Source organism: Marinobacter sp. 1-4A (assembly GCF_016597725.1).
Taxonomy (GTDB): Bacteria; Pseudomonadota; Gammaproteobacteria; order Pseudomonadales; family Oleiphilaceae; genus Marinobacter.
The window spans coordinates 48,667-73,204 of sequence record NZ_VCGY01000004.1 but is presented as its reverse complement, the minus strand read 5'-3'; the positions used below and the strand labels follow the sequence as shown (position 1 = coordinate 73,204).

At 52.2% G+C, this 24,538-nt stretch carries 20 protein-coding genes and 2 tRNA genes; 8 read left to right on the top strand and 14 right to left on the bottom strand.

Annotation, left to right across the window (positions count from 1 at the left end):
• Positions 1-149: 149 nt before the first annotated feature.
• Both fadA and fadB read right to left on the bottom strand, forming a co-directional pair.
• Complete coding sequence (fadA, locus tag FE845_RS10175) at positions 150-1,325, bottom strand: acetyl-CoA C-acyltransferase FadA (RefSeq protein ID WP_200364150.1); 1,176 nt, start codon at positions 1,323-1,325, stop codon at positions 150-152.
• Positions 1,326-1,358: 33 nt separating this feature from the next.
• The gene (fadB, locus tag FE845_RS10170; protein ID WP_200364148.1) at positions 1,359-3,506 is read right to left on the bottom strand and encodes a fatty acid oxidation complex subunit alpha FadB; all 2,148 of its coding nucleotides are present in this window, start codon (positions 3,504-3,506) and stop codon (positions 1,359-1,361) included.
• A gap of 428 nt (positions 3,507-3,934) precedes the next feature.
• Here fadB and FE845_RS10165 point away from each other — a divergent pair, with 428 nt between their 5' ends.
• A complete protein-coding gene (locus FE845_RS10165) occupies positions 3,935-4,753 on the top strand; it encodes a hypothetical protein (RefSeq protein WP_200364146.1) in 819 nt (272 codons plus the stop codon).
• A 75-nt stretch (positions 4,754-4,828) separates the two neighbouring features.
• Positions 4,829-5,260, top strand: coding sequence for a universal stress protein (locus FE845_RS10160; protein WP_200364144.1), 432 nt, complete (start codon positions 4,829-4,831; stop codon positions 5,258-5,260).
• An 85-nt stretch (positions 5,261-5,345) separates the two neighbouring features.
• On the opposite strand, the gene FE845_RS10155 is transcribed toward FE845_RS10160, so the two are convergent.
• The 4 genes from FE845_RS10155 to FE845_RS10140 form a co-directional block, all read right to left on the bottom strand.
• Positions 5,346-7,316 (bottom strand): ATP-binding cassette domain-containing protein, encoded by a 1,971-nt coding sequence (locus tag FE845_RS10155; RefSeq protein ID WP_200364142.1) that lies wholly within the window; start codon positions 7,314-7,316, stop codon positions 5,346-5,348.
• Positions 7,317-7,324: 8 nt separating this feature from the next.
• Positions 7,325-8,119: an MOSC domain-containing protein gene (locus FE845_RS10150; RefSeq protein ID WP_200364140.1), complete on the bottom strand. Its 795-nt coding sequence runs from the start codon at positions 8,117-8,119 to the stop codon at positions 7,325-7,327.
• 97 nt (positions 8,120-8,216) lie between these two features.
• Positions 8,217-8,292 (bottom strand) — tRNA-Gly (locus FE845_RS10145).
• A 78-nt stretch (positions 8,293-8,370) separates the two neighbouring features.
• Positions 8,371-8,973, bottom strand: coding sequence for a DUF924 family protein (locus FE845_RS10140; RefSeq protein ID WP_200364138.1), 603 nt, complete (start codon positions 8,971-8,973; stop codon positions 8,371-8,373).
• Between the two features lie 103 nt (positions 8,974-9,076).
• On the opposite strand from FE845_RS10140, the gene FE845_RS10135 reads away from it, so the two are divergent.
• The 3 genes from FE845_RS10135 (at position 9,077) to FE845_RS10125 (ending at position 10,536) form a co-directional block, all read left to right on the top strand.
• Positions 9,077-9,454, top strand: coding sequence for a sirohydrochlorin chelatase (locus FE845_RS10135; RefSeq protein WP_200364136.1), 378 nt, complete (start codon positions 9,077-9,079; stop codon positions 9,452-9,454).
• A 10-nt stretch (positions 9,455-9,464) separates the two neighbouring features.
• Complete coding sequence (locus FE845_RS10130; RefSeq protein WP_200364134.1) at positions 9,465-10,367, top strand: TIGR01777 family oxidoreductase; 903 nt, start codon at positions 9,465-9,467, stop codon at positions 10,365-10,367.
• A gap of 93 nt (positions 10,368-10,460) precedes the next feature.
• A tRNA-Glu gene (locus FE845_RS10125) sits at positions 10,461-10,536 on the top strand.
• Between the two features lie 70 nt (positions 10,537-10,606).
• On the opposite strand, the gene ccoM is transcribed toward FE845_RS10125, so the two are convergent.
• Complete coding sequence (gene ccoM / locus FE845_RS10120; protein WP_200364132.1) at positions 10,607-10,762, bottom strand: cytochrome c oxidase subunit CcoM; 156 nt, start codon at positions 10,760-10,762, stop codon at positions 10,607-10,609.
• 241 nt (positions 10,763-11,003) lie between these two features.
• Here ccoM and FE845_RS10115 point away from each other — a divergent pair, with 241 nt between their 5' ends.
• The 3 genes from FE845_RS10115 to pta all read left to right on the top strand — a co-directional run bounded on the left by FE845_RS10115 (position 11,004) and on the right by pta (position 16,858).
• The gene (locus FE845_RS10115; RefSeq protein ID WP_200364129.1) at positions 11,004-13,421 is read left to right on the top strand and encodes an EAL domain-containing protein; all 2,418 of its coding nucleotides are present in this window, start codon (positions 11,004-11,006) and stop codon (positions 13,419-13,421) included.
• Positions 13,422-13,442: 21 nt separating this feature from the next.
• Entirely contained in the window at positions 13,443-14,630 is a 1,188-nt protein-coding gene (locus FE845_RS10110; protein ID WP_200364127.1) for an acetate kinase, read from the top strand.
• A gap of 71 nt (positions 14,631-14,701) precedes the next feature.
• Positions 14,702-16,858 (top strand): phosphate acetyltransferase, encoded by a 2,157-nt coding sequence (pta, locus tag FE845_RS10105; RefSeq protein WP_200364124.1) that lies wholly within the window; start codon positions 14,702-14,704, stop codon positions 16,856-16,858.
• Between the two features lie 31 nt (positions 16,859-16,889).
• Here pta and der read toward each other — a convergent pair whose 3' ends face one another.
• From der to pilW, 7 genes are read right to left on the bottom strand one after another with little or no spacing between them, the layout of a single operon-like run.
• Positions 16,890-18,311: a ribosome biogenesis GTPase Der gene (gene der / locus FE845_RS10100; protein WP_200364122.1), complete on the bottom strand. Its 1,422-nt coding sequence runs from the start codon at positions 18,309-18,311 to the stop codon at positions 16,890-16,892.
• Positions 18,312-18,370: 59 nt separating this feature from the next.
• Entirely contained in the window at positions 18,371-19,543 is a 1,173-nt protein-coding gene (bamB, locus tag FE845_RS10095; protein WP_200364719.1) for an outer membrane protein assembly factor BamB, read from the bottom strand.
• The gene (locus FE845_RS10090) at positions 19,543-20,208 is read right to left on the bottom strand and encodes a YfgM family protein (protein ID WP_200364120.1); all 666 of its coding nucleotides are present in this window, start codon (positions 20,206-20,208) and stop codon (positions 19,543-19,545) included. Before FE845_RS10090 ends, bamB begins: the two co-directional genes overlap by 1 nt.
• A gap of 42 nt (positions 20,209-20,250) precedes the next feature.
• Positions 20,251-21,531, bottom strand: coding sequence for a histidine--tRNA ligase (gene hisS / locus FE845_RS10085; RefSeq protein ID WP_200364118.1), 1,281 nt, complete (start codon positions 21,529-21,531; stop codon positions 20,251-20,253).
• 50 nt (positions 21,532-21,581) lie between these two features.
• Positions 21,582-22,700, bottom strand: coding sequence for a flavodoxin-dependent (E)-4-hydroxy-3-methylbut-2-enyl-diphosphate synthase (gene ispG, locus FE845_RS10080; RefSeq protein WP_200364116.1), 1,119 nt, complete (start codon positions 22,698-22,700; stop codon positions 21,582-21,584).
• 37 nt (positions 22,701-22,737) lie between these two features.
• The gene (locus tag FE845_RS10075; RefSeq protein ID WP_200364113.1) at positions 22,738-23,703 is read right to left on the bottom strand and encodes a RodZ domain-containing protein; all 966 of its coding nucleotides are present in this window, start codon (positions 23,701-23,703) and stop codon (positions 22,738-22,740) included.
• Complete coding sequence (gene pilW / locus FE845_RS10070) at positions 23,693-24,499, bottom strand: type IV pilus biogenesis/stability protein PilW (RefSeq protein ID WP_200364111.1); 807 nt, start codon at positions 24,497-24,499, stop codon at positions 23,693-23,695. Before pilW ends, FE845_RS10075 begins: the two co-directional genes overlap by 11 nt.
• Positions 24,500-24,538 lie beyond the last annotated feature (39 nt).

Below are 24,538 nucleotides of genomic sequence, written 5' to 3'. Positions count from 1 at the left end.
ACAGGGTCGGGAATAGCAAGACAACCCATTCTTTGTTTCAGTTATCCATTTTTCAAGTTTTAGGAAAGGCTTTAGAGCCGCCCTTAAAGCAGAAAGGCCCGGCGCAAGCCGGGCCTTCCATGAAAGCGTCACTGCACCCGCTTAGCGGATTACAGGCGCTCCCAGACCGTTGCAATACCTTGACCCAAGCCGATACACATGGTGGATACACCAAGCTTACCGCCTTTGGCCTGCATTACATTCAACAGGGTTGTAGAGATACGGGCACCAGAGCAACCTAGCGGATGGCCTAAAGCAATCGCGCCGCCGTTCAGGTTAACCTTCTCTTCCATTACACCCAGAAGTTTTAGGTCTTTTAGTACTGGCAGTGACTGACCAGCAAACGCTTCGTTCAGTTCCCAGAAGTCGATATCTTCAACTTTCAGGCCCGCACGCTTAAGCGCTTTTTTCGTCGCAGGAACAGGACCATAACCCATGATTGCGGGATCACAGCCTGCAACGGCCATGCTGCGAATCTTCGCAATCGGCTTCAACCCCAGAGCTTCCGCTCGCTCTGCAGACATTAGCACCATCGCTGCAGCACCGTCAGTCAACTGAGATGAAGTACCCGCCGTTACTGTACCGTTTTTCGGATCAAAAGCCGGCTTTAGCTGGCCCAGAGATTCCGCAGTGGTTTCCGGACGAATAGTCTCATCGTGCTCGATCAGCACCTTGAAGCCGTTCTCGTCGTGACCTTCAATGGGTACAATTTCGTTCTTAAAGCGGCCTTCTACAGTCGCCTCTTGCGCGAGACGGTGCGAACGAGCGCCGAACTCATCCTGCTGCTGACGGGTTATGCCGTGCATCTTCGCCAGCATTTCTGCGGTCAGGCCCATCATATTGGATGCCTTGGCAGTATACTTGGAAGCAGCCGGGTTATGATCGAAACCCGCCGTCATGGGCACATGACCCATGTGCTCAACACCACCGACCATAAATACATCACCGTTGCCGGTCATGATGGCCTGCGCCGCTGTATGGATCGCGCTCATAGCGGAACCGCACAGACGGTTAACAGTCTGGGCTGCAGACTCGTGAGGGATACGGGTCAGCAGAGAAATCTGCCGCGCCACGTTAAAGCCCTGCTCTTTAGTCTGGTTTACACAGCCCCAGATTACATCTTCAACTTCTTTCGGGTCGAGCTTCGGGTTGCGCTCGAACAATGCATCGATCAGCGCAGCCGACAGAGTCTCCGCACGCACATGGCGGAAACAACCGTTTTTGGCACGACCCATCGGAGTCCGCACGCAATCGACGACGACAACGTCTCTCGGATTAAGGCTCATAGATCTTTCTCCGTTCGGAAATCTCGTTCAGGGTTAACCAAAGAACTTTTCGCCAGTTTTGGCCATTTCACGCAGCTTCTCAGTCGGGTGATACAAAGCACCGAGATCTGCAAACTTGTCTGCTAGTTCCACGAACTTGTCGACACCCATGTCGTCGATATAACGCAGGGCACCGCCACGGAACGGCGGGAAACCGATACCGAAGATCAGACCCATATCGGCGTCAGCCGGGTCTTCAACAATTCCGTCTTCCAGGCAGCGAACGGTTTCCAGACACAGAGGCAGCATCATACGAGCGATGATGTCTTCGTCACTGAAATCGTTCTTACCCTGAACAACCGGTTCGAGCAGCTTGTAGGTTTCTTCGTCTACAACTTTCTTCTGCTTGCCCTTGCGGTCCAGTTCGTACTTGTAGAAGCCTTTATCGTTCTTCTGACCATAACGGTTATTTTCGAACATCACGTCGATGGCAGTCGTTTCTGAGTGCTTCATACGGTCCGGGAAGCCGTCGGCCATTACTTCACCAGCGTGCTTACCTGTGTCCATACCCACAACGTCGAGAAGGTATGCAGGGCCCATGGGCCATCCGAACTTTTCCATTACCTTGTCTACGCGCTGGAAGTCCGCACCGTCACGCACCAAGCCGACAAAACCGCCGAAGTATGGGAATAAAACACGGTTAACCAGGAAGCCCGGGCAATCGTTTACAACGATAGGTGTCTTTCCCATGGCCTTGGCGTAGGCAACGGTTGTTGCAATTGCACGGTCACTGGTCTTCTTGCCACGGATAACCTCAACCAGCGGCATCATGTGAACCGGGTTAAAGAAATGCATGCCACAGAAATTTTCCGGACGCTTAAGGTTTTTAGCCAGAAGATCGATGGAGATAGTCGATGTGTTAGACGTCAGAATGGCGTCATCACGGACCGCATCCTCGACTTCACGCAGAACCGCATCTTTTACCTTCGGGTTTTCAACAACAGCTTCAACAACTAGATCTACGTTCTTGAAATCACCGTAGTTGAGGGTTGGAGTAATGCTGTTGAGAACATCAGCCATCTTGCCTGCATCCATACGGCCTTTATCGACGCGTTTGGTCAGCAGTTTCTTGGCTTCCTTCAGGCCCAGAGCGATACCGTCCTGATTGATGTCTTTCATGATGATAGGCGTGCCTTTCAGTGCTGACTGATAAGCTACACCACCACCCATGATACCGGCGCCCAATACAGCAGCCAGTTTCACTTCAGACGCTTCTTTTTCCCAAGCCTTGGCTTTTTTCTTGAGCTCCTGATCATTCAGGAACAGGCCAACAAGGCAAGCCGCCACGTTGGTCTTCGCCATCTTGGCAAAGCCCTTGGCTTCTACTTCAATAGCCTTATCGCGGGTCATACCAGCGTGCTTCTGCATTACCTTGATGGCTTCTACAGGTGCCGGGTAATTCTTGCCCGCTTTACCGCCAACAAATGCCTTGGAGATCTCGAACGCCATCATGCTTTCCATAGCGTTAAGCTTGATCTTGCCCTTCTTCTCTTCGCGGCGCGCTTCGTAGTCAAGCTTGCCTTCGTTACACTGGTTAATAATGGCAACGGCAGCGTCCACCAGCTTTTCTGGCTCGACAACTGCATCAACAGCTCCGGTTTTCAGGGCTGCGTCGGCACGATTTTCAGAACCGCCACAAATCCATTCTACTGCGTTATCCACACCAACAAGGCGGGACAGACGAACAGTACCGCCGAAGCCCGGGAAAATACCCAGTTTAACTTCAGGCAGACCAACTTTGGCCTTGGGTGCCATAACCCGGTAATCGGTTGCAAGGCACATTTCAAAACCGCCACCCAATGCCATACCGTTGATGGCCGTTACAGTTGGGAACGGAAGGTCCTCAACTGCACTAAAAATGGCGTTAGCTTTAAGGTTGTTGGCTACCAGATCTTCCTCGGAGCCGGCGAACAGATCGGTAAACTCTGTAATGTCGGCGCCAACGATGAAACTGTCTTTAGAGCTGGTTACTACCAAGCCCTTGAGTTTCTTCTGTGCTTTAAGTGCATCAGTCGCGGCGTGGAGCTCTTCAATGGTAAGACGGTTGAACTTGTTTACCGACTCGCCTTGCAAGTCGAAGTTCAACTGAGCGATCCCGCCTTCGATCTCTTTAACCGTGATGGCTTTACCTTCGTAAATCATCAACTGATCTCCAGTCTGTGTTTGGAACTGCCTCCAACTCTGAAAGCTCATTTGATTAAGCCGTCAAAGCTGTTTTGTGCAGCGAGATTTCGGTCACTGCCCGATTAATCGACCCTAAAATTCATACGGTCGTTTGAATCGCGAGGACACACGATGTGAAAAAACAGCACGTTTGTCAATTTGTTTCTTTGTTGAGCGGGCACAATGTGCAAGACTTTCCTAGTCGTTACGAGACAGATATCTTTTATTTCAACTAGTTACACGATCATTCGGAGAGAAAACCTGAACTTCGTCCCGCAAAATTCAAACATATTTACATTTCCGGGAACCCGTACCGCTAAAACCGCTTGATTGGCTAGGAAAGTTACTTTACCTTCGATCTACGACTTTGGTACACAATAATAAATGCATTACGGAGAATCAATCCGATGAACATCGCCCGTCTGCGTGCGCGCTCCTCTTTGGTTGCGACTGTACTGCTGCTTTTGCTCTCATCCATGAACATCAGGGCTCAGGAGGCAAATAGCTTCTTATCACAACTTCATACTTTCCGTGTTAGCAACTACGTTGCTTTGGATGCGTACTACAGGTTTATCGGCGAAGGTAGCACTGACACCTTGAACGAGATTGTAGCCGGTATCAACTCCGCTAACGATTCCATGAACCTCCTTGCAACGACCACCAGCGGCGTATTATCGAAAGAGCAGCTTGAAGAGCTCAACAGTGAGTTTGATAAATTCAAGGGCTTAATGCGCAACAACATCAATGATGTGCGTAACACCGGCTACCCGGATTTGCGCCTGGTGTCAGACATGGCCAATCAAGCGCTGGTAATGAACGATATGGCCACGGAGTTGTATCAAATTGCTCAAGAAAAATCTCAGGCAGAGACCAGTACCCGTGTTGAAGCCGCTAGAATGGGCGCGGTGAAAATTGCTCAAATGATGGCCAAATATTCGGTACGGACCAACTCCTCCGTTGCTCAAATATTCCAGGGCACAGCTACGGAAGTCTCTCTTGATGAGCAGGCCAAGGAGTTCGATCAGTTATTGGCGGCTATGGGTTCTAACCAGGACAAGGGGGAATTGAAAACTGTTTTAGATGACGCCAGCGCTAAATGGCAGTTCATCCGCGGTTCCTACATTAACTACAATGAAAACAACGTGGGCTTTGTGATAGACAGGTACTCCAAGCGCATTCTTGAAAGCCTGACCGCTGCAATCTCGTTACTCCAGCAAGGTGCATGAGTTCTTGCGCGAGCCCTTTCCAGAAGCCGGCTCGCGTATTATGCTGTAGCAAAGCCGATACATAAGGAGTTGGGGATGTCCGCCTACAACAAAATGCTTGTTGCCATCGATCTTACTGAAGAAGCGCCTCAAGTTTTGCTCAAGGCGAAAGCCATGAGCGAAGCCCACAACGCAACTTTGGTTTTGGTTCACGTTGTCGAGCCTGTAGGCTACGCCTACGGTGGTGATATCCCGATGGATTTGACCGAGCTTCAGGATCAACTTGATAAAGCCGCCCGGGAACAACTCGCGGCCTATGGAGACCAGTACGGCGTAGACAAAGTTAACCAGATTGTGACGGTGGGCCGTCCGGAATCTGAAATTCACCGCTTGGTGAAAGAGCAAGAAGCTGATCTAGTGATTGTGGGAAGCCACGGCCGGAAAGGTTTTCAACTGCTACTTGGCTCCACCGCCAATGGTGTTTTGCATGGAACGGAGTGCGACGTTTTGGCGATTAGAATCCGCTAACGCTTTGCGCAACCACAGAGTTTCATTAACAGGCCCGGGGTGTACACTTACACCGCCGGGTTTGTTTTTTATCTTTCAATCCTCGTTAACCGAGCGATTGCTCTTCAAGCTCCATCCACCGCTCTATCACCCTCTCCAGGCTGGTTTCTTTTTTCTCCAGCGCTTCAAGCGTTGCTGCAACATCTTCCGGCGATCCCGAATAGAACTCAGGCGAAGCGATGCGTGCCTGAATACTGGCCACTTCTTGCTCCAACGTTTCTATCTGGCCCGGCAACTGTTCGAGCTCTAACTTCAGTTTATAGCTAAGTTTTACCGGTTTGGACTTACTCGCACTCCCTACATTCGAACCACTTCCACTCTGCCCGCTGTCTCCTGACGATGCTGACTGCTTCTTTTTATCGCTCTGCTTACCAGACTTCGCCGCTTTATCGTGACGGTCTGGACGTGCCCCAGCCACCTCCGCCGGAAAGCGCCCGCCTTGCCGGCGCCAGTCACTATAACCGCCAACGTATTCTTGAACGCTGCCGGAGCCATCCAAAAAGACGGTTTCTGTAACAACGTTATCCAGAAACTCACGGTCGTGACTGATAACGATTACCGTACCGGCAAACTCGGCAAGCTGCTCCTCCAGCAATTCCAGTGTTTCCACATCTAGATCGTTGGTTGGCTCATCGAGCACAAGAATGTTTGCAGGCTTACTGAACAACTTGGCCAACAAGAGCCTTGCGCGCTCACCGCCGGAAAACACCCGCACGGGTGATCTCGCGCGCTCAGGTGTAAATAGGAACTCTTGCAAGTACCCAAGCACGTGCTTGCTCTGACCGTTTATGTCGATGAACTCACGCCCTTCAGACAGGTTGTCAATAGCGTTGCGACTCAAATCCAATTCACCACGAAGCTGATCGAAGTAAGCAACCTGCAGGTTGGTGCCGAGGCGAATAGAACCCTCTGTTGGTTCAAGATCCCCCAAAAGCAATCGCACCAAGGTTGTTTTGCCTGTTCCGTTTTCCCCTACGAGGCCAATTTTATCCCCCCTAAGAACAGTGAGGGTCATATCACGAATGATTGGCGCCCCACCAGAGTACGCAAAACCAGCGTCAACCGCTTCTACCACTAGCTTGCCCGAGCGCCCCGCATCTTCCAGTGCGAAGCTTGCGGTACCGCCACGAACCCTGCGCTGCCGGTGCTCTTCACGCATGGCCTTTAGTGCTCTCACCCTTCCCATATTACGGGTGCGACGCGCTTTAATGCCTTGGCGGATCCACGCCTCCTCTTGCTTTAAGCGTTTGTCGAACAGGGCGTTTTCCCGCTCTTCTTCCTCAAGGGCCTTTTCCTTGAGCTCCAGATATCGGTCGTAAGAGGCTGCAAAACTAATCAGCTTACCTCGGTCTAACTCCACAACCCGGGTGGCCATACGCCTGATAAAGGCCCTGTCATGGCTCACAAACAACATGGCACCCCGGAAAGCTCCGAGCGCCTCTTCAAGCCATGCAATAGCGGGAACATCAAGGTGGTTGGTAGGTTCGTCAAGCAATAGAATGTCTGGCTCACTCACGAGGGCTCTGGCCAACAGTGCCCGGCGCTGCCAGCCTCCCGAGAGCGTGTTGAGCCGCTGATCCGGATCTATTCCGTATTGCGCCAAAACAGCGGTAACCTTCTGATCAAGCCGCCAACCATCCAAGGCCTCAATACGCTCCTGAACCTTCATCATGCGGTCGAGACTGGCCTCATCCGCCTGCTGTGCGAGAGTATGAAACTCAGCCAAAAGCTGCCCTGTTTCTGGAAAAGCACCGGCTACAACTTCGTATGCTGTTCTCGTGTCGTCAGACGGGAGGTTTTGGGGCAAAACCGCCAGAACAGCGCCATCTTCAAGGCGAACCGTTCCGCCATCCGGAATAACCTCGCCGCTGACAACCTTCAACAGGGTCGACTTACCCTCCCCGTTTCGCCCCAACAAACACACACGCTCTCCGGCCTCAATCGTCAAAGACGCCTGATCAAGCAAAGGGTGCATCCCAAAGGCTAGAGATATTGAGTCCAGCGTTAACAGTGGCACGTTGTTTTCTACTCCGATTCAATAACTGTGACGGAATCACCTACATGAATAATTCCGGGAAATTCGTGAATTGCGTTCTGGCCAAAAATGACGCCGTCAGGTGTTCTGCGGTAGCCCGAGAGGGCTCTTAAAGGCTGTAAGCCGGGGTCTTTGGTCCCGGTATCCGGGTTAACCGTCGTAAGAACGCAGCGTGAACAAGGCTTTACTATGTCGAAGTTTTGCTCGCCCACTGTTAGCTTCTGCCAGCGGTCTTCGTGCCATGCAACAGCTCCTTCAACGACAATATTGGGGCGGAACCGGCGCATATCCACCGGTTCTTCAAGGCGCCCGTTGAGTTCTTCTAGCGACGCCGTGCTCGTTATCAAAAATGGGAACCCGTCAGCGAAACCGACCCGTCGATATTCGCTTACCCTTCCGGCATCAACGCGACGGAAGGAAGAATCCGGCATGTAAACAAAGCGTAATTCTTTGCCGCAAAAACGACTCAACGCCTCACTCGCTGCAGCTTCTCCGCTATAAGCTAAAACCCAGTCCCGCCATACCAGCACACGCAACTCTTGACTGGTGTGCTGTAATGTAAAATCGCCCTCTCCCGGTATCGAAATGCTAACCAAGCTCTCCGATAGATCGGTCATCACGCGCGCGAGCTGAGGCAGAGACCGCTGGGTAACGAAGTTCCGATCCTCATCAATAATCATCCAGCGCCGATCATTTTTCGGGCCGAAGTCATCCATTTCAAAGCGGGAAACCTGAATGCCAGCAAGCGATTTAACAGGGTATAGATGGAGCGAGTGAACTTTCAAGGCGCGCCTCCGGAATCGGGCTGTGATATGAGTGTGGCGGCCAGTATAAACCAATAGCAAAAAACCCGACCTCTCGCGAGACCGGGTTTTTAAAATATGGAGCGGGAAACGAGATTCGAACTCGCGACCCCGACCTTGGCAAGGTCGTGCTCTACCAACTGAGCTATTCCCGCAATGTTGTTTAGCGTGTGCCGACAACGGAAACGTATTCTACTCATCCCGATCCTTTCGTCAACCTTCTTTCGAAATTTTTATTGGCCATAGCGCGGGGCCGTACCTAAAAACTCCTTTTCAGCCTCGGTCGACACCCGTCCGAGAGCTTGATTTCTATGGGGGAAACGGCCAAAGCGCTCGATGACCTCCTGGTGATCCCTCGCATAACGTAAAAAGCCTTTAAGGTTGTCTTGCAGCACTCCAGACGTAGATGCAACCAGCTGCTCAAAACATTCTACCGAAAGAGCCTGATCACCAGAGCGTTCGGAGTGCTGCAAAGGCATATATACAAATGCTCGCTGAATGGGTGGCAGCGCCATATCCTGACCTTTGCGCATGGCCTCCTTGCAGAGCTTGTTCGCAGCCTTGTCCTGCTCGAATGCAAGCGCGCCACCGCGAAATATATTTCTGGAAAACTGGTCGAGTAGTATAATTTCGGCCAACCGCCCGCCCGCAGCTTTGCGCCAGTGCTCAAGCCCTTGCTCAGACGCAAACAAAACCATAGAAAGAAACCGGCGACGTATCTCCTGATCAAACTTCCGGGTCGACCGAAACCAACGATTACGGTGGGAGCTGTCGGGAAGCCCATTTTCATCTAAATCTCCAAACCAGAAATCCAGAATCTCTTTCCAATCGAACATTAAAGACCACCCTGTTATCTTGAATGATAGGCCAAGAAGAGAATACCGACCCACAGTACAAATTACGACAGGCGCATTTTTAACCATAGAGTCAGGAGATTGGATGGGCAACCGACGTATTATTTTGCTAGCACACGGCAGCAGCGACAAACGCTGGTGCGATACTTTCGAGGCTCTTGCAGAGCCCACTTTGAAAGCCGTGAGTAATTCGAGCATTGCCTACATGGAGCTGGCCGAACCATCACTAGACGCGGTAATCCATGAGGGGGTTGCCGCTGGAGCCCGGGAGTTCACAATCGTTCCCCTTTTCCTCGCTGCGGGGCGGCACCTACGCAAAGATGTGCCAGCGATGATCGAAGGGCTTGAGAGGGCCACGGGAGCACGAATCAAGCTTTCCGCTCCCATTGGGGAAAACCCTCTTCTAGGGCAGGCGATTAAGGATGTCGTAGCACTGCAGCTTGATCAAAGCACAGGCGAATAAGGGGAAGACGATGAACAAGCATGTTCTCATTACCGGTGGCACCGGCTTCATTGGCAGCGTACTTTGCGGCGAAATGCTTAGCCGCGGCTACCGACTGACTGTCTTGAGCCGACAAGCAGCTGACAAAGTTCGTTCTCTTTGCGGTCCAGTTGAGGTTATAGGCAACCTTGAATCGCTTCGCGCCCATGCTGGCTTTGATGGCGTTATCAATCTAGCTGGGGAAGGTATCGCAGACAAGCGCTGGACCGACGGGCGAAAACAGGCCCTGCGGGATAGCCGTGTTAGCTTAACCTTAGCGCTTGTGGATATTGTAAACACTTGGAAGCGATTGCCGGAGGTCTTAGTTTCCGGCTCTGCAGTTGGCTTTTACGGAGCTCAGGGTGACGCAAGAGTGACTGAAGATACCCCACCCAACGATGAGTTCACCCATAAACTCTGTAAAGACTGGGAAGAGGCTGCCCTCAAGCTGCAACCATCCACAGTGCGGGTGTGCCTTTCGCGAACGGGAATCGTAGCTGGCAACGCCGGCGGTTTTTTACAGCGAATGATCTTGCCCTTCAAACTTGGGCTTGGAGGCCGTCTCGGCACGGGCCGTCAATACATGCCGTGGATTCACCGGGATGATGTGGTCGCCGCCCTTATTTGGATGCTGGAAACCCCAGAAGCTTCGGGCGCATATAATGTGGTTAGCCCGAACCCGACCACCAATCGTGAATTCACGCAATGCCTCGCTAATACTCTTAAACGACCAGCCATATTCCCGGCCCCAGCACCACTTCTTAAAATAGCGCTGGGGGAGATGTCCCGCCTTTTACTAACAGGGCAGCGAGCCATCCCCGCGCGCCTGCTCGGCTCGGGATTCAAGTTCAGCTACCCCACACTTCGAGAAGCACTTGAAGACGCGACAAACTAAGTATTTACGTTTTTTTGGAAAAAGCGTTGACAGCTGAGGAAGGCTTACTTAATATACGCGCCACCTCGACGAGGCAAGGTTTTGAAGCGTTGCGTCCCCTTCGTCTAGTGGCCTAGGACTCCGCCCTTTCACGGCGGCAACAGGGGTTCGAACCCCCTAGGGGACGCCATTTCTACTTCTCTGCTGGTTTAAGGCGAGAAGCAGAAAGTGCTACTAACCTTCGATCAAAGCTCACCGTTTCAGGCGGCTTTTCTGCTAGTTTTGATGCTTTTCTTAGCCTGAGCGCTACCGTGAGCTTTCTGATCCCGCATCACGAAAATACCCACGCCGACGAAAAACACTACCATTAGCAGTACAGTTGCAATTCCAGCTAAAACGACTGCGTCCATATACATATTTTTTTCTCCCCACCTGTATCAAACTTGATTAAGCTCAGGTTACGCCACCCTACAATGCAGGTATTGATCTGCGTCAATGGACGGCAGCCCTTTCGGAAGAAACCGACAAAAGCTGAAGCCTGTATATTTCTGCCCTATTTTCGCCGAATTTCAGGGAATTTGAACATCAGGGCTGGTATAGTCTGCAAGTAATGGAATCTACGTAATAATCAACCGGTCTGGGTGGCTTGAGTACGACATGCCGAAACTGCCGACACGCCTTCAACGTTTTCGCTCGGGCTCTCCGCTGTCGTTTAGGCTGCTGGCCTGGATACTTTTGTTCAGCTCGGTTTTCACCCTGATTGCATCCGCCATTCAGATTTATTCGGATTACAGTAAAGACCTTAACCAAATCGATAGCCGCATGCAGGTTATCGAGTCCGGCTATGCCTCAAGCCTTTCCAGAAGTCTCTGGGCGCTTGACCAGAAACTGCTCCAGACACAAATGGAAGGAATTTTAAGCCTTCCCGACATAACCCATCTTCGGCTGGGCATAGAACCAGACTCTGAACTGGTCATGGGTGAGATTCCCCGCGGCGCTGACACCCAATCCCATAGCTTTGACCTAATTCATCAGGGCGACGAGGCCTTCAAGCTTGGCGAACTAACGGTAACGGCTAATCTAGACCGGGTTTACCAGAACCTGAAAGTAAAGATCGGCATCATTCTCGCCACCCAATTCCTGAAAACATTTTTCGTATCCATGCTCATCATTTGGGTGTTCCAGCACTTTGTTGCTCGTCACCTGACCACCATGGCGAACTACGCCAAAGACTTCTCACTGACAAACCTCAGCACGCCGCTCACACTCGACCGCCCGGATACACCCTCGCACCGAAATGATGAAATCGGACGTGTATCCGAAGCAATCAACCAAATGCGTGAGCGCTTGAGTGATGACATGGTGCGGCAGAAGAAAGATGCGGCCGAGATTCACAAGTTTTCGATGGCCATTGAACAAAGCCCTTCCTCCGTTGTTATCTGCGATCGCCAATGGCGGGTCGAGTTCGCAAACCACAAGTTCACGCAGCTCACCGGTTACGACGCAAAGTCCATTGTCGGCCGGCACCCTGGCGCTTTAAGCGATAACCCGATGGAAGTCCGGGACAACCGCCAACTTTGGCAATCCATCCGCTTGCAGGTTCAGCGCGTGGGTGTTTGGCAGGGTGAAGTGAACAGCACCCGACGCAATGGCGAGCGGTTCTGGGAACAGCTGATCGTTACCCCCATAAAGGACAGCGATGGCGATGCGACAGGCTACCTCATTCTCGGCGAAGACATCAGCATACGAAAACGGTACGAACAGCAGTTATTGCGTCAGGCCAACTACGACATTCTGACCGGCCTACCCAATCGGATGCTGGCGTTGGACCGGCTCAAGCTAGCACTGGCTCAAGCCCGCCGCGAAGACTCCATGGTTGGCGTTATGTTTTTGGATCTTGATAATTTCAAACACATCAACGATACCCTTGGGCACGACGCCGGAGACAATCTACTGATTGAAGCTTCACGTCGTATTTCCAGTTGTTTGCGCGGTACTAGCACCGTTGCCCGACTGGGGGGGGATGAGTTTCTGGTTATTTTGCCGGGCCTGACCGGACCCGAACCTGCTTCTCAAGTTGCAGAGCGCATTCTCGATAACTTTAGACCTGCTTACACCCTGAATGGCCAGGAAGTATTTGTTACTACGAGTATTGGTATAGCGATTTTCCCGAGCGATTCCGATAACAGCGGCACCCTACTCCAGCACGCTGATGCAGCCATGTACCAAGCAAAGCGGCAAGGCAAGAGCTCTTTCGCACACTTCACACCGGAAATGTCGGAGGTATCCCACGAACGCCTGCAAATGGAGTCTCGAATGCGGAGGGCGCTGGAGCTGCATGAATTTGAGCTCTACTTCCAACCAATAGTGGATACCGCCACCGGGGAAGTGCGTGCAGCCGAAGCTTTATTGCGCTGGAACAACCCCGTTATGGGCATGGTTATGCCGGACCGCTTTATCCCATTGGCGGAAGAAACAGGGCTTATCATTAGCATAGGCGCCTGGGTGCTTGAAGAAGCCTGCCATGCAGCTACCCAGTGGAAAGACATTACCGGCCAAGACATTGGAATATCAGTGAACGTGTCTCCGCGGCAGTTTAGAGACTCTGGCTTTACCCAGACAGTGATGCAAGCCCTATCCAACAGCAATCTGGCTCCGGAGCTGTTGGAGCTAGAAATTACCGAACGCCTGCTTCTCGACAATTCAATTGAAACAGCAGAAATTCTTAGAGAACTGGATCGAGAAGGTATCCGACTGTCGGTCGACGACTTCGGTACTGGCTACTCGGCACTTAGCTATCTCAAAAGCTACCCGTTCGACACCCTAAAAATCGACAAAGCGTTTATCCACGATGTAACGAGAACCCAAGGAGGCGCCTCATTAGTCTGCGCCATCATCAACATGGCACACAGCCTAGGGTTAACCATCATTGCGGAAGGCGTTGAGGAAGAATCACAAACTCACTTCCTAAAGCAGGAAGGCTGTGATTTATCCCAAGGCTACTTTTACAGCCGCCCACTCCCTGCCGTTGAATTTACCGAGTGGTTAAAAGCTCACCTTCCTAAACAAACCTGATACTCAGGGAACCGCCAAACCATGAAGCAATCCATTCTTGTCGTTAATTGCGGCAGTTCGTCATTGAAGCTGGCACTATTCGACGAAAATGAAAACAAACTCGCGTCTGCCATCGCAGAGCGATTGAATGGACAAGATGCATTTGCGCGCATTGACGGGGACGAACAAGCTGTGAGATTACCAGCCAGCGCGGACCACAAACAGGCGCTTAAGGCACTAGTTTCGGCGTTCAGTGACCGGCAACTGATGCCCGTCACCCCCACGGCCATCGGCCACCGTGTAGTACATGGCGGTGAAACCTTTCGCGAGGCGGTGCTCATCGATAATGGTGTGATAAACGCCATCAAAGACTGCGCTGATTTGGCTCCCCTGCATAATCCGGTCAATCTGGCAGGTATTGAAGCAACCCGAGAGCAGTTTCCTGACACTGCGCAGGTTGCCGTATTCGATACTGCGTACCATCAAACGTTAGCGCCCCGTGCTTATTTATATGCATTGCCAGAATCCTACTACCGGGACTTGAACGTAAGGCGTTACGGGTTCCACGGCACCAGCCATTTCTTTATGGCCCACGAAGCGGCACGCCTACTCAATAAAACGCCAGCAACCACATCGATAATCTCCGCACACCTTGGCAATGGTTGCAGCATTACGGCCATCAAAGACGGCTTGAGTGTAGACACCAGCATGGGGCTAACCCCCCTAGAAGGACTGGTTATGGGTACCCGCAGCGGTGATATTGACCCCGGGCTTTTCGACTACTTGAGCTCGCGGGGCATGCAACAGGCAGAAGTCCATAAGATGCTCAACCATAAAAGCGGGCTTCTCGGGATTTCCGGGCAAACTAACGACATGCGCTCGCTGTGTGAATTAGCGGACCATGGGCATGAGCCCTCGACGCTGGCCATCGAGATCTTTTGTTTCCGTTTGGCAAAGTACATAGGCGCAATGATGGCTTCGCTGAGCCATCTCGATGCCCTAGTATTCACTGGAGGCATAGGAGAAAACAGCCATCGGGTGCGGAACCAAACAGTTAGCCACCTGGCTCTGCTTGGTTTTGACATTAACTCAGACATGAATTCACATCACGGCCGTTACAGCGACGGAAGAATCGACGATGCCAGTTCACGATTCCCTATTCTAGTTATTCCAACTAACGAAGAGCTTGTGATCGCCCGTGAAGCTAAGCGTTTGGCCTCCAGCGTTTAGAAGTCTACTCGCTAGACTTCCCAATGGCCCAAGAATCAAAACTCATTAATTGAATAACCCGGACCTTCTATATGGCTAAAAGTCTCTTTATTGCACCTACATCCATAGACTCAGGGCTCACTTCAACTTGTCTGGGCTTACTGCGTGCCATGGAGCGTGTAGGTATCAGTGTTGGGTTCTACAAACCCTTTTGCCAGTCGGTTAACCACGGCGAGTCTTCACATAACGGTGGCAAAGACGCATCCGTTACTTTTGTCCGTTCACGCAGTCACCTTCAGCCACCCGATCCAATGCCTCTTAAAGAGGCCCAGTACTTGCTGAACCGCGGAAAATCCGACCTGTTAATGGAAACCGTAGTCGGTGAGTATCAAAAAGTTGCCAAAGATGTGGATGTTGTGGTCATTGAGGGACTTGTTCCGGATCGTCGTGAAGCCTACATCGCAAGACTCAACGTGGAAGTCGCGCGCAACCTCGGGTCGGATGTCGTGCTGGTCAGCGCGCCTGGCGATAGCAGTCCAAGCGATCTAGACGAAGAGCTGGATTTCTCCGCGCGCCTGTTTTCCGACGCTTCGGCGCAAGATGTAATCGCTGTTATTCTCAACAAACTCGGTGAGCCCGAGAGATCAGGCCTAGAGCCATACAGCAACATCAGCCAGACTGAAGGCGACACCCCTGACTACCGGAATGAGTGTAAGGTTTTCCGGGATGGCCGCTTCCGTTTACTCGGTGAGATTTCTTGGCAGTCCGACTTATTAGCGCCACGAGTGTCTGATATTGCTCGTGAACTTAATGTGCCGGTGTTACATGAAGGCCAAATGCACACACGGCGCGTTCAAAAGGTATCTGTGTGTGCCCGCTCAATCCGCAACATGACTGAGACCCTGAGCCCCGGCACGCTCATGGTGACCCCGGGCGATCGGGAGGACATTATCGTGGCAACTGCCGTTGCGGCTTTAAATGGCGTTCCCATGGCTGGCCTCATGCTAACTGGCGGCCTTATGCCGGATCAGCGCGTTATTGATTTGTGCTCCCGCGCGCTGCATACGGGTTTGCCAGTGCTAAGCTCCCCCACCAATACTTATGAAACAGCTCACATGCTGGCAAACCTTTCCACCGCCATTCCAACCGACGATCCTGACCGGGTCGAGAAAGCGATGGAAGCGGTGGCAACGAAAATTGATACCGACTGGCTTCAAGAGCACCTTCGCGTTCAAGTTCAAACCCGTCTATCCCCGCCAGCATTTCGCTATCAGCTTTCTGAACGAGCCAGAGCAGCGAACAAACGCATCGTACTACCCGAAGGCAGTGAACCGCGTACGGTTGAGGCTGCAATCATCTGCCACCGGCGTAAACTTGCCCGCTGCGCTTTAATCGGCGATGAAGACGAAATTCGTGGTGTTGCAACATCCCTAGGTTTTGAGCTACCCGATGATATTGAGATCATCGACCCAGCCCAGATGCGCAAAAACTACATCGCACCCATGGTTGAATTACGCAAACACAAAGGACTTGCCCCGGATATGGCCGAGGCGATGCTAGAGGATAATGTGGTTCTGGGCACCATGATGGTCGCCCTCGATGAGGCCGACGGCCTTGTTTCAGGTGCTATTCACACTACCGCGAACACTGTGCGCCCTGCCCTGCAGCTGATCAAGACCCATGATCACGCTCGGGTCGTGTCGTCAGTTTTCTTCATGCTACTACCCCAGCAGGTAGTCGTTTACGGCGATTGCGCCATAAACCCAGACCCCAACGCAGAAGAGCTGGCGGATATTGCCATTCAAAGTGCGGAGTCTGCAGAGGCCTTTGGTGTGGAACCTGTGGTCGCTATGATCAGCTACAGCACCGGTGAGTCGGGCAGCGGACACGATGTTGTTAAGGTTCGTGAAGCCACCCAAATCGCCCGTCAGCGCCGACCAGACCTACTCATTGACGGCCCGTTGCAATACGACGCTGCGGCTATCGAAAGCGTGGCCAAGAGCAAGGCTCCGAACAGCAAAGTGGCAGGCAAAGCAACGGTGTTCATCTTCCCGGACCTCAACACCGGCAATACCACCTATAAAGCAGTTCAGCGTAGCGCTAACGTGGTAAGTATCGGGCCCATGCTTCAGGGTTTGAGAAAGCCGGTTAACGACCTTTCGAGGGGGGCCTTGGTAGAGGATATCGTGTTTACCATCGCACTGACGGCTGTTCAGGCAAAGCAGGTGGAGGATGCGGGGCTGGCCTAGCCGCCCCGTCTGTGAATGGGAAGAAGACCTATCAGCGCTTGAGGCTTTTCTGACGAGTCTTTTTCACTTTCCGCCCAGCCTTCAAATCATTATCCTGCTTGACCTTCTGCCGGGGTGTTTTACGGTCAACTTTATTGGCAAAGGGGTTCTCACTGGAACGGAATTCAAACCGTATCGGAGAGCCCGTAACTTTAAGCACGTTACGGAACGTATTTTCCAAATACCGCTTGTATGATCCCGGCAAAGCGTCTGTTTGGTTTCCATGGACAACAATAACCGGCGGGTTTGAGCCACCTTGGTGCGCGTAGCGCAACTTGATCCTACGCCCGCGAACCATGGGCGGCTGATGCTGGGCAATAGCATCTTCGAGTATGGCTGTCAGGCGGTTGGTTGGCCATTTCGCCATAGCGGATTCATAACATGCCTCTACCGACTCGTACAAAACGCCAACGCCTGAGCCATGGAGCGCAGAGATATAATGCTTGTCGGCATAATCCAAAAAGTCTAGGCGGCGCTTCACCTGCTCTTTCACCTTGGCGCGATCTTCCGCATCCATGCCATCCCATTTATTAACCGCAACCACCAACGAGCGACCGGCATCGAGAACAAACCCGATCAGGTGTAAATCCTGATCGACCAAGCCTTCCCGCGCATCAATAACCAATATCACCACATGGGCGTCGTCGATTGCCTTCAGTGTTTTGATAATGGAGAACTTTTCCACCGCCTCATTGACGTTCTTGCGACGCCTGACGCCAGCAGTATCAATGAGAGTGTACTGCTTTTCGTGACGCTCATACGGGATATAAACGCTGTCCCGGGTCGTGCCCGGCATGTCATAAACGACGACTCGCTCCTCACCCAGCATCCGGTTAACCAGTGTAGATTTGCCAACGTTCGGGCGCCCAACAATACCTATGCGAATGCCCGGGTAGCGGTCCGCATGGTCGGCCGCTTCACGGTCTTCTTCGGAGGGAAGCAGCAACTCCAACATCGACCGAACGCCACGGTTGTGGGATGCAGCTATCATAAAAGTTGAGGCGAAACCGAGACTATAGAAGTCCGCCGCTGCAACGTCCGGGTCCTGACCATCGGTCTTGTTTACGACCAAATGCGCTTGTTTACCCGACCGACGCAGGTGATCGGCAATCATTTCATCACCGGCAGTTAGGCCTGCGCGACCATCAACCAAGAACAGCACTATGTCTGCTTCATCAACGGCCTGCATAGACTGTCGGGCCATTTCAAGATCCAGCCCTTCCTCTGTGCCCGTAAGGCCGCCGGTATCAATAACGATGAAGCGCTGGTCTTCATAAGTGCCCTCACCATACTTACGATCGCGGGTCAGGCCGGGAAAATCCGCCACCAGAGCATCGCGGGTACGCGTCATCTGGTTAAACAATGTCGATTTACCAACATTTGGCCGGCCGACAAGGGCAATTACTGGGGTCATAATGGTTCGCTATACAGTCGTTTTTGGCTCTGCATGCGGCAGAGCGTTGGGGGCGCGGATCAGTTCCGCGCCTCCAGTTTGAATACTGACAGTTTGCCGCCGTTTCCAAAAACCATTAGGTTTCCGTTGGCCATGCGCTGCAATGGAACCCGCAGGCCATCACCGTCATAACTTTTTTGGCCCACAAGGCTTCCGTCTTCTCTTGAGAGCACGTGCAAATAACCTTCATAATCGCCCAAAACCAAATAGTCCTCGTACATCGCTGGCTGTGTCGGCTGACGCCAGGACAAAGCATCCTGAAGCCATAATTCCCTGCGATCAGAGCCGCGGTAAGCGATGACATCACCGTTTGCGGAAGCAAGATAAATATTACCGCCGCCCACCATTGGAGCGTGCAAACTGGACGCCTTACGACTCCAGATTTCCTGACCGGTACGAATATCTACCAGTGCAAGTTTACCCTGATAACCGGTAACCATCACCGCAGTATCAAGAACCAGCGGCTGGCCAGCTATGTCTACAAGCCTTTCAAGCTCGGTGCGGCCTTGCGGTTGCCCAACTTCGTACTGCCACAAAGGCTGGCCTGAATCGGCCGATAAAGCCATGAGTTTGCCATTGGAAAACGATGCTATCACCACGTCGCCACCCACCAATGGAGCTGCAGCGGCACGCAGTGACAGCACGGGTACAACGCCATCATACTGCCAGCGTTTCTCGCCCTTAGCAGCATCAAACGCAAGAACCCGCCCATCTGTGGTTTGAGTGACCACCAACGCGCCGTTCGATTGCGGGGCTGCCAAAGCTTCTGTGGGCAAAGCACTGCGCCATAACTCTTGGCCGTCTTCTCGGGAAAGAGCCACTAAGTCTGCTTCACGGGTAACCAGATAAAGTCGCTCTAAATCCCCGCCAACGCCAGCGAAAATGCGATCGTCTAACTGTCGCTTCCATTTGCGTTTTCCAGTCTCGGCATCCACGGCAACCAACTCACCGTCAGCAGACGCCGCATACACAATATCGCCAGTGTTCAGCGGTGCCAGATAAAGAAAGTCACCATCGTGTCCGTCGCCTACGGACCGGCTCCATACTGTTTTGAAATCAACCGTTTCGTCCACTTCTGGCACCGGTACAGGCTGCTCAAAGGTATCTGTTGAGCTGCAACCGCTAATGCCCAGTGCTGCTACGAAAGCCGAGAAAACACCAGCCCGAAACAGTCTGTTGCCCGCTAACAGCATCAAGCTTCCTCTCCAACACCGAGATCAGACAGCTTCAGCTCCAGAATGCCACTGCGACCTTGTTGGCTTTGCTCGCGAGCGGCCAGATACGCATCTCGGGCACCATTTTTGTCGCCTTGCACCAAAAGAATGTCGCCACGCAACTCGGAGAAAATCGCGGCAAAAGCTCCGGTGTCATCTATGCTTCCGGCACTATCTATGGTGGCCAGTGCATCGTCATAACGTTCTGCAGAGAACTGGGCGCGAGCAAGGCGGTTTCGTACCACCAAAGACAATGCTTTGTGGTCACCTGCTTTCTCTAGCGCCCATTGCAATGAACCAATAGCCGCTTCCGCATCTTTGTCTTCAACCAACTGCTGACGCGCCAGAATCAGGTTGCCGTAAACGGCGTAGGCGCTGTCGGTGTAATCCTCACGCAGAGTATTCGCAACAAAGGCAACCGTTTCACCGGCAGTTTCATCTGCCTGATTGCTAAAGGCATTCAACAGACTTGCAAACTGGTTAGCGGCTTCGGCACGCTGCTGGTCCTGATGGTTTTGCCAAGCCTGCCAACCAAATACAATCGCAAGAGCGGCACCGATACCAATCAGCAGGGAACTGCCATTTTTTTTCCACCAGTCTTTTATCGCCTGTACCTGTTCTTCTTCGGTGCGAAGTTCCGCCATGATGACTCCTGTAATAGTTTTTTACTTTTATAGTTGTGCGAATCAGTTCGCCAGAGCTTTCGCGAGCACAGTTGCAAGGTCACTCTGTGGCACACTGGTCTGTTCTTCATCTGAACGCAGTGGTTTAAGGCCGACTGTTGCGTTCTCTAATTCGTTATCGCCAAGAATGACTGCGTAACGGGCACCACTTTTATCCGCTTTTTTCATCTGGCTTTTGAAACTGCCACCGCCACAATGGCTGATAACGATTCGCCCTTTTAGCTGGTTACGCAGGTTTTCTGCAAGCGCCAACGCAGGCGCTACGGCTGTGTCACCCATTGCCGTCACATACACATCCGCATTGCTGTTAGCTTCTTCAGGCACCAACCCCAAGGTATCCAGCAACAAGATAAGGCGTTCAAGCCCCATGGCAAAACCAACGGCCGTTGTCGGTTTTCCACCAAGTTGCTCTACCAAGCCATCGTAACGACCACCTGCGCAAATAGTACCCTGAGCGCCAAGGCTCTCAGTTACCCATTCGAAAACCGTCTTACCATAGTAATCAAGACCGCGCACAAGGGCCGGATTGACGGTGTAGACAATGCCGGCCGCATCCAGTAGTTCTTTTAACCGGGCAAAGTGGTCCCGCGATTCCTCATCAAGATAGTCTTCCAGACGCGGCGCACCTGTGAGCAACTTGCGGGTCCCGGGATCTTTGGTATCCAGAATGCGGAGCGGATTGGTCTCCAACCGCCTTTGGCTGTCTTCATCAAGTTCCGCTTTGAACTGGCCCAAATAATCCACTAAGGCACTACGAAACTCTTTGCGCGCAGCCGATGAGCCAATAGAGTTAATCTCTAGGCGAGCATGATTGCCAAGCCCTAACTCTTGCCAGAGCCTGGCGGTAAGAATCAGTAGTTCCGCATCAATATCAGGACCCTGAATACCAAAGCACTCAACGCCAATCTGATGGAACTGGCGATACCGCCCTTTTTGCGGACGCTCGTGTCGGAACATGGGCCCGGTATACCACAACCTGCGAGTCTGGTTGAATAATAAGCCGTGCTCTTCAGCCGCGCGAACGCATCCGGCAGTGCCCTCGGGACGCAATGTCAAGCTATCGCCGTTGCGATCCTCAAAGGTATACATCTCTTTTTCAACGATGTCTGTGACTTCACCTATGGAGCGCTTGAACAGATCTGTCTGCTCTACAACCGGCATCCGAATTTCTTGATAACCATATTGCCGCAACACTTTGCGCGCAGTGGACTCAACAAACTGCCAGACCGGTGTTTGCTCTGGCAGGATGTCGTTCATCCCACGTATTGCCTGAATCTTAGCCAATGTAAACCCTTAATGCTTTCTGGATAGTCGTGCCTAACGGAGTGAACCTATCACTTGTCTGAGCGCGCGATAATGGACTCTTCCTGTTCTTTTTTACGGGCGATCTCTTCGCGTATCAACCGCTCAAGATCATCCGTGAGGTTGGCATTATCAAGCTTTTGATTCGGCTTGCCGCCCCTGTAAAACAGGTTTTTAGGGCTTCCCCCGGTTAGACCTATATCAGCTACTTTGGCCTCACCGGGACCATTCACAATGCAGCCGATGATCGCGACGTCCAGTGATTCGTTTACATCCTCCAAACGCACTTCAAGATCATTCATGGTTTGAATGACATCGAAGTTCTGGCGCGAGCAGCTCGGACAGGCAATAAAGTTAATGCCCCGACTACGCAAACGTAGACTTTTGAGGATATCGAAGCCCACTTTGATTTCCTGAACCGGATCCGCTGCCAGAGACACTCGGATAGTGTCGCCGATGCCATCCATCAAAAGCATACCAAGGCCGATAGATGACTTAACCGTGCCTGACCTTAGGCCCCCGGCTTCGGTGATACCAAGATGTAAGGGCTGATCAATTTGAGTCGCAATTTTTCGGTAGGCGTCTACTGTCATGAACACTTCTGACGCTTTTAGGCTAACTTTAAAGTTCTGAAAGTCATGCCGGTCAAGAATATCAATGTGGCGCATCGCTGATTCAACCAGCGCATCCGCTGTGGGTTCGCCATATTTTCGCTGCAGTTCTTTTTCAAGAGAACCGGCATTTACGCCTATTCTCATAGGTATATTGCCGTCACGACAGGCACTGATTACAGCACTCACGCGATCTTCACGGCCTATATTGCCGGGGTTGATACGCAGGCAGTCAACCCCAAGCTCAGCAACCCGTAACGCGATTTTATGATCGAAGTGAATGTCTGCAACTAACGGCAAAGACACGCGTTCTCTGATCTTCCCGAAGGCGTCGGCGGCCTCCATGGAAGGTACAGATACCCGGACAATATCGGCGCCCGCATCTTGCAAAGCGGTAATCTGGCCCACCGTTGCATCAACATCACAGGTGTTGGTGTTGGTCATGCTCTGGACCGCAATTGGCGCATCACCACCAACGGGTACGTTTCCGACCATGATTTGGCGGGATTTGCGTCTCTTGATCGGGGATTCGTGTTTCATGTGCTTACGACCGAAATAGGTAAGTGCAAAAAAATAATCAGATTGTCAGCGTGAACTCGGAGCGGTTGTTCACCACAGGAAAACCACCTATGTCCACAGGTTCGCCTTGAAAGCTAATGGTAGCGACCGTATCAACGGCACCGATTACCACTTTTAGAGGGGCTTCGCCGGAAACCTGCAGCTTGTCTCCTGCCCTTTGCAGCGAACTTGCAAGGCGGTTTCCGCTTGCATCGCGCACCTGAACCCAGCAGTCCCCGGTAAACTCGATTTCCAACACCCCTGATACCGGGCCTGCCGGTTCGCTGACAGGCGGTTGCGCCAAAACAGGTTCAATGTTTTCAGCTACAACGGGCACCTGCTCGTCAGCTTCGGGCTGCGCAGGCTCAAAATCCGACATCGGTTGTTCATCGGCAGTGACATCAACCACAGAGCTAAGCTCAGGCGCATCATCAACACTGTCATAGCCGGTAGCTTCAGAAACGCTGGCGCTTTGCTCGGGTTCCAGCAAAGGCTCCGGTGCTTTTACCTCGGGTGCTGGGTCTGTTATCGCAGACTGTTCCTCGGCTACATCTTCAGAGTTGAGTTTCGGCAAAACCACCCTGACAACGACGGCAGCAATAATTGCTGCTACTAGGATCAGCAACAGCAACTTAGCAATTCTACGCTTTCGGCGTCTGCGGCGCTCAATATTAACCAGCGGATTGGCTTCCAAGTCCCGCGCTTTTTGAAGGCGTGCGGGCTCTAGCTCAATGTTGAGGTCTGCAATGATAGAGTCGGCGTTGAGCCCCACCTGTTTGGCATAGGTACGGACATAGCCCTTAAGAAAGAGCTCGCTGTCTATTTGCTTGTAATCGCCGCTTTCGATTGCTTGAATGACGCCGTTTCGTAAATGCTGTGCTTCAGCAATTTGGGCAACGCTCAAACCCTGCTTTTCCCTTGCCTTCTTCAGCTGCTGGCCAACGGATTCATTCCCTGCACTGTGTTGATTGTCATCACTTGTCATTAGAAATCAGCGCCTTGTATTGTTGGTACTCTACTGACTCCGGGTAATTGTTTTTCAATTGCAGCCTCAGGCTGGCTTCCTGGTTCCTGTCTCCTAAGTGCCGTGCAATACGAATACCTGTGAAGAGGCTCTCGGGCGAATGCTTCAATTTTGGGTTACGTTGCATGATTACTAACAGACGCTTGTAATAACGGGCAGCACCCGCTACATCGCCTGATTCAACCATCACCCTAGAGAGCGAAAGCAAGGAACGTGGATCGCCACGCGTCAGCTCCGACGCTCGACGGTAGGAAGCAATTGCTTCTTTTTGTTGCCCGAGGCGCTCCTGTGTCATACCCAGATTGTAGAAAATGGAACCGCGATCTTTATAGTCTGTATCTTTGGACGCCGCACTAAACTGGTCACGCGATTCCTCCAGCCGACCTTGTGCGTAAAGAAACGCACCATAATACACCCGAGCACGGGTGTATTTGGAGTCTTCGGAAATCGCTCTTTTAAAGCTCTTTTCGGCAAGCTCGGGTTCACCATCGCTGTTGTAAATCAATCCTAAAGTTGCGAGAGCTTGCGGGCTGTCGGGCTCAAGCTCCAGTGCCCTGTCTAGATGGTGTCGCGCGCGCTCGATGTTACCCTGACCAATATATGCAGAGGCGAGCTGAACGTAGTTTTCAACCGCTTTTTGGCGGTCCGCCTCGCGTGAAAAACGGCTATCCGTTGTGGTAACACACCCCGTGACCAAAAGAGCGACTAGCAAGGCTGTCAAGACAGCAAAGCGTTCATGTACCGATCTTATAACCACAGATTGCGTTCCTCGCTGGTTAAACGTGGCAAGTGCCCG